This is a genomic window from Microvirga sp. P5_D2 (assembly GCF_054049475.1).
The window spans coordinates 1-6286 of the sequence record NZ_JBFUMH010000231.1 but is presented as its reverse complement, the minus strand read 5'-3'; the positions used below and the strand labels follow the sequence as shown (position 1 = coordinate 6286).

The 6286-nt window shown below is 62.1% G+C and carries 5 protein-coding genes and 1 pseudogene; all 6 read left to right on the top strand.

The features are described from left to right. A pseudogene (locus ACXJKO_RS29030) lies at window positions 1-87 on the top strand (transcription termination/antitermination protein NusG); the annotation flags it as partial. 170 nt (window positions 88-257) lie between these two features. Continuing rightward, window positions 258-686 carry a 50S ribosomal protein L11 gene (rplK, locus tag ACXJKO_RS29025; RefSeq protein WP_457094502.1) on the top strand — a complete coding sequence of 143 codons (429 nt, stop codon included), beginning with the start codon at window positions 258-260 and terminating at the stop codon, window positions 684-686. 10 nt (window positions 687-696) lie between these two features. Beyond that, on the top strand, window positions 697-1398 hold the full coding sequence (gene rplA, locus ACXJKO_RS29020) for a 50S ribosomal protein L1 (RefSeq protein WP_457094501.1): 702 nt from the start codon (window positions 697-699) through the stop codon (window positions 1396-1398). Window positions 1399-1994: 596 nt separating this feature from the next. Then, entirely contained in the window at window positions 1995-2513 is a 519-nt protein-coding gene (rplJ, locus tag ACXJKO_RS29015) for a 50S ribosomal protein L10 (protein WP_457094500.1), read from the top strand. Between the two features lie 52 nt (window positions 2514-2565). After that, on the top strand, window positions 2566-2943 hold the full coding sequence (rplL, locus tag ACXJKO_RS29010) for a 50S ribosomal protein L7/L12 (RefSeq protein ID WP_036350583.1): 378 nt from the start codon (window positions 2566-2568) through the stop codon (window positions 2941-2943). Window positions 2944-3185: 242 nt separating this feature from the next. Continuing rightward, a partial coding sequence (gene rpoB, locus ACXJKO_RS29005; RefSeq protein WP_457094499.1) for a DNA-directed RNA polymerase subunit beta occupies window positions 3186-6286 on the top strand: 3101 nt, incomplete at its 3' end.

The following is a 6286-nucleotide window of genomic DNA, read 5'->3' as shown; positions in this document are numbered from 1 at the left end:
GCCCGGGCCCGCCTCAAGGTGGCGGTGTCCATCTTCGGCCGCGCGACGCCGGTCGAACTCGAATACGGCCAGGTCGAAAAGATCTGATCCGTCTGAGAGCGGCGGTTCAAATTGCCGCTCTCATGGCCTCTTTCTAGAGGCCTTCATCCGCGGGAGGTCTGCCCGGTCGCCAATCGGGATCATCAGGCTGCACCGCGATCTGCAACTGCCATTTCGTTCGGTTGGCGCCGGGCGAATGGTCCATTGGGAGCAGTCCTATGGCAAAGAAAATTGCGGGCTACGTTAAGCTTCAAGTGCCCGCCGGCGCGGCCAACCCGTCCCCGCCGATCGGTCCTGCGCTGGGTCAGCGCGGCCTGAACATCATGGAATTCTGCAAGGCCTTCAACGCGAAGACCGCGCAGATGGAGAAGGGCACCCCGATCCCGGTGATCATCACCGCCTATCAGGATCGTTCCTTCACCTTCGAGATGAAGCAGCCCCCGGTCTCGTACTGGCTCAAGAAGGCCGCGAAGATCGACAAGGGTTCGCAGACCCCCGGTAAGGGTGGCACCGTCGGCCGCGTGACCCGCGACCAGATCCGTGAGATCGCCGAGAAGAAGATGGTCGATCTCAACTGCGACACCGTTGATTCCGCCATGGCCATGATCGAGGGCTCCGCGCGCTCGATGGGCATGGAAGTGGCGTAAGGAGGGCATGATGGCTGTTAAAGAAGGTAAGCGCATTCGCTCTGCCCGTGAGGGCATCGAGGCCACCAAGCTTTATCCGATCCAGGACGCGGTGAAGCTGATCAAGGACCGCGCCAAGGCGAAGTTCGACGAGACCATTGAGATCTCGATGAACCTCGGCGTCGATCCCCGTCACGCTGACCAGATGGTCCGCGGCGTCTGCAACCTGCCGAACGGCTCCGGCCGTACCGTGCGCGTTGCCGTGTTCGCCCGTGGCCCCAAGGCCGATGAGGCCAAGGCTGCCGGTGCGGACATCGTGGGCGCAGAAGAGCTGTTCGAGACCGTCAACGGCGGCACGATCGAGTTCGACCGCTGCATCGCGACCCCGGACATGATGGGCCTCGTCGGCCGTCTCGGTAAGGTGCTCGGCCCGCGCGGCCTGATGCCGAACCCGCGTGTCGGCACGGTCACTATGGACGTCAAGAGCGCCGTCGAAGCCGCCAAGGGCGGCGCCGTCGAGTTCCGCGTCGAGAAGGCTGGTATCATCCATGCCGGTATCGGCAAGGCCTCGTTCGACGAGGGCAAGCTCGTGGAGAACATCAAGGCTTTCGCCGATGCCGTCTCCAAGGCAAAGCCCTCGGGCGCCAAGGGCACCTACATCCAGCGCATCGCGGTTTCGTCCACGATGGGCCCGGGCGTGAAGGTCGACCCCTCGTCCGTTCTGAACGGCTAATCGGCCGGTCGAATCGAATAAGGAAGCCCGGCGCTCGTCGCCGGGCTTTTCGTTAGTGTCTGGTCGTTGATAAAGAGTGGCGAGTAGGGGGCATGAGCGCCTCTCACATTCACTACCAACGAGAATGCTCTAACCAATAACGATATTAAGTTGCGTAAATAAGTGCCAAATTCCCTGCAAACGCCTCTTGGCAACCGGGAAATTAAGGCTTATTAGAACGCGTTGAGTTTCCAATATATACGGAAGCTGCGTTTTCGCGCGGCTTCAGTTAGGAATCCATCCCGGAGACGGGGTGGTGACAGGCCGGCGGGTCAGAGGGCAACCTTTGGCGCGTTCCGGCTATGTCCTGTCCGAGACTGCAGGCGCTGGCTTGTCCAGCTTAATTCGAGAGGGCCTGCATAGACGGGGAAGCCGAGTTTCATGCCTGTTCAACGCAGGCAACGAGTTTCGGTTCGAACCATCTCACCCTGTGCGCCGCCTGGTGCATCTGGGGGACAGGGCTTGCGAGAGCGTCGTTCAGGCGCCTCGAGCGCAAGCTCGGGCCTTGAACGGCAGATGTAACCGGCGGATACGTTCCGCCTACCGGAGAGAGCCCAGTGGAAAGAGCAGCAAAGCGCGAGCTCGTCTCGACTCTCAACGACGTGTTTAACAGCACGAGCGTTGTCGTCGTCGCCCACTATGCTGGTCTCACGGTTGCCGACATGCAGAAGCTGCGCGCGCAGATGAAGCAGGCCGGCGCCACCGTGAAGGTCGCAAAAAACAGCCTCGCCAAAATCGCTCTCGAAGGCAAGGACGTCGCATCCATCTCGGGCCTTATGAAAGGTCCGACCCTGATCGCTTATTCGAGCGATCCGGTTGCGGCGCCCAAGGTCGCTGTCGATTTCGCCAAGGCTAACGACAAGCTCGTTATCCTCGGCGGCGCGATGGGCGCGACCTCCCTGAACGTGGACGGAGTGAAGGCCCTTGCGACCTTGCCGTCCCTCGACGAACTGCGCGGCAAGCTGGTCGGCCTCATCCAGGCCCCGGCTACGAAGATCGCTCAGCTCTCGACCGCGCCGGCTGCAAAGCTGGCTCGCGTTTTCGGGGCCTATGCCAAGACAGGCGAAGCGGCGTGAGGCCGTACCCTCAATCACTAACCCGTTCGAACTGAACTTAAGGATCTAAAAAATGGCTGATCTTGCCAAGCTCGTTGACGATCTGTCGTCGCTGACCGTTCTCGAGGCTGCTGAGCTCTCGAAGATGCTCGAAGAGAAGTGGGGCGTTTCCGCTGCTGCAGCTGTTGCCGTTGCTGCTGCTCCTGGCGCTGGCGCCGGTGCTCCGGCTGCTGAAGAGCAGACCGAGTTCACGGTCGTTCTTGCCGCCGCCGGCGACAAGAAGATCGAGGTCATCAAGGAAGTCCGTGGCATCACGGGCCTGGGCCTCAAGGAAGCTAAGGACCTCGTCGAAGGTGCGCCGAAGCCCGTCAAGGAAGGCGTTTCCAAGGACGAAGCCGAGAAGATCAAGGCGACCCTCGAGAAGGTCGGCGCCAAGGTCGAGCTCAAGTAATTTTGCGGCCTTCCTGGCCGCAGGGTTACCCCCGGGAAATCGGGGCTCAAAAACACGCGGTCCCAGGCAGTTTTGCTTGGGGCCGTTGTGTCGTCAAAGAGGCCAAGGCTCCTTTAGCGGCATTCACAAGGGCTCTTAAGCGAGCCCGGATTGGTTCGATAACCGGCCCTTTGCCGGGCGGCTAATCCAGGGTCCCGACAACCGGGGTTCTCGATTAGGCGTGTATGAGGAACGAGGTCCAGATGGCCAATACACTGATCGGCCGGAAGCGCATTCGCAAGTTCTTCGGCAAAATCAAGGAAGTGGCGGAGATGCCGAACCTCATCGAGGTTCAGAAGGCATCCTACGACCAGTTCCTGATGGTCGAAGAGCCCAAGGGCGGCCGGGCGGAAGAGGGCTTGCAAGCTGTCTTCAAGTCGGTTTTTCCGATTTCGGACTTTTCAAATACTGCATTGCTCGAGTTCGTGAAGTACACGTTCGAGCCTCCGAAGTACGATGTGGATGAGTGCCGCCAGCGCGGCATGACCTTCGCTGCGCCCCTCAAGGTGACGCTGCGCCTCATCGTGTTCGATGTGGACCCGGATACCGGCGCCAAGTCCGTCAAGGACATCAAGGAGCAGGACGTCTACATGGGCGACATGCCGCTCATGACGGACAACGGCACCTTCATCGTCAACGGCACCGAGCGCGTCATCGTCTCGCAGATGCACCGTTCGCCTGGCGTGTTCTTCGACCACGACAAGGGCAAGACGCACTCCTCCGGCAAGCTGCTGTTCGCTGCCCGCATCATTCCGTATCGCGGTTCCTGGCTCGACATCGAGTTTGACGCCAAGGACATCGTGTATGCCCGTATCGATCGTAAGCGTAAGCTCCCGGTCACGGCGCTGCTCTACGCCCTCGGTCTCGACGGCGAGGAGATCCTCAACACCTTCTACAACCGCATCACCTACAAGCGGGACAAGAAGGACGGTTGGACCGTTCCGTTCGATGCGGAGCGCATGAAGGGCTTCAAGGCTTCCGTCGATCTCATCGACGCGAAGACCGGCGAAGTCGTGCTCGAGGCCGGCAAGAAGCTGACCGCGCGCACCGCCCGCCAGCTCGCCGAGAAGGGTCTCAAGAACCTGCGCGCGACGGACGAGGATCTGTACGGCCAGTATATCGGCGAGGATCTCGTGAACCCGAAGTCGGGTGAGATCTATGCCGAGGCCGGCGACGAGATCACCGAGAAACTGCTCAAGGGTCTCGACGACGCCGGCTTCACCGAGATCCCGGTCCTCGACATCGACCACGTCACGATCGGTCCCTACATCCGCAACACGCTGGCCGTGGACAAGGCTTCCTCCCGCGAGGATGCGCTGTTCGACATCTACCGCGTCATGCGTCCGGGTGAGCCGCCGATCCTTGAGACGGCGGAAGCGATGTTCAACTCGCTGTTCTTCGATGCTGAGCGCTACGATCTCTCGGCCGTCGGCCGCGTGAAGATGAACATGCGCCTCGACCTCGACGCCGAGGACACCGTGCGTACGCTGCGCCGCGAGGACATCCTCGCCGTGGCGAAGGCGCTCGTGGACCTGCGCGACGGCAAGGGCGAGATCGACGACATCGACCACCTCGGCAACCGCCGTGTGCGTTCGGTCGGCGAGCTCATGGAGAACCAGTATCGTCTGGGTCTGCTGCGCATGGAGCGCGCGATCAAGGAGCGCATGTCTTCGGTCGATATCGACACCGTCATGCCGCAGGACCTGATCAACGCGAAGCCTGCCGCCGCCGCCGTGCGCGAGTTCTTCGGCTCGTCGCAGCTGTCGCAGTTCATGGACCAGACCAACCCGCTCTCCGAGGTCACGCACAAGCGTCGTCTCTCGGCGCTTGGCCCGGGTGGTCTGACCCGCGAGCGCGCCGGCTTCGAGGTGCGCGACGTGCACCCGACGCACTATGGCCGTATCTGCCCGATTGAGACGCCGGAAGGCCCGAATATCGGTCTGATCAACTCGCTGGCCACCTTCGCCCGCGTCAACAAGTACGGCTTCATCGAGACGCCGTTCCGCCGCGTGCGCGACAGCCGCGTGACGGACGAGGTCGTGTACCTCTCCGCCATGGAAGAGGCGAAGTACAACATCGCCCAGGCCAATGCCGCTCTCGACGACAAGGGTACGCTCACGGAAGAGCTCGTCATCTGCCGCCGCGCCGGTGACGTGATCGTGGCCGCTCCCGACCGCGTCGATCTCATGGAAGTGTCACCGAAGCAGCTTGTTTCGGTCGCCGCCGCGCTCATCCCGTTCCTCGAGAACGACGACGCGAACCGCGCTCTCATGGGCTCGAACATGCAGCGTCAGGCCGTGCCTCTGGTTCAGGCGGACGCTCCGTTCGTCGGCACCGGCATGGAAGCGATCGTGGCCCGTGACTCGGGTGCAGCGATTGCAGCCCGCCGCACCGGCATCGTCGACCAGGTGGACGCGACCCGTATCGTTATCCGCGCGACGGAGAACACGGATCCGACCCGTCCTGGCGTCGACATCTACCGCCTGCAGAAGTTCCAGCGCTCCAACCAGTCGACCTGCATCACGCAGAAGCCGCTGGTCCGCGCCGGCGACATGGTCCGCAAGGGCGACATTATCGCCGACGGCCCGTCGACGGAGTACGGCGAGCTGGCTCTCGGCCGCAACGTGCTCGTCGCGTTCATGCCGTGGAACGGCTACAACTTCGAAGACTCGATCCTGCTCTCCGAGCGGATCGTGAAGGAAGACGTCTTCACCTCGATTCATATCGAGGAATTCGAAGTGATGGCCCGCGACACGAAGCTGGGTCCTGAGGAAATCACGCGCGACATTCCGAACGTGTCGGAAGAGGCGCTGAAGAATCTCGACGAAGCCGGCATCGTCTATATCGGTGCCGAAGTGCACGCTGGCGACATCCTCGTCGGCAAGATCACGCCGAAGGGCGAGAGCCCGATGACGCCGGAAGAGAAGCTTCTGCGCGCCATCTTCGGTGAGAAGGCCTCCGACGTTCGCGATACCTCGCTGCGTGTGCCCCCGGGCGTGACCGGCACCATCGTGGAAGTCCGCGTCTTCAACCGTCACGGCGTCGACAAGGACGAGCGTGCCCAGGCCATCGAGCGCGAGGAAATCGAGCGTCTCGCCAAGGACCGTGACGACGAGCAGGCGATCCTGGACCGCAACACCTATGCGCGTCTGGCCGAGATCCTGAACGGCAAGAAGGGCGTGGCCGGGCCGAAGGGCTACAAGAAGGACGCACCGATCAACCGCGAGCTGCTCAACGAGTATCCGCGGTCGCAATGGTGGCAGTTCGCGGTCGAAGACGACGCTCTCATGACCGAGATGGAGGC

What these genes read in the sequence shown, in the direction of transcription:
- rplK (WP_457094502.1), top strand. Translation starts at nt 258, where the DNA reads ATGGCAAAGAAAATTGCGGGCTACGTTAAGCTTCAAGTGCCCGCCGGC.
- rplA (WP_457094501.1), top strand. Translation starts at nt 697, where the DNA reads ATGGCTGTTAAAGAAGGTAAGCGCATTCGCTCTGCCCGTGAGGGCATC.
- rplL (WP_036350583.1), top strand. Translation starts at nt 2,566, where the DNA reads ATGGCTGATCTTGCCAAGCTCGTTGACGATCTGTCGTCGCTGACCGTT.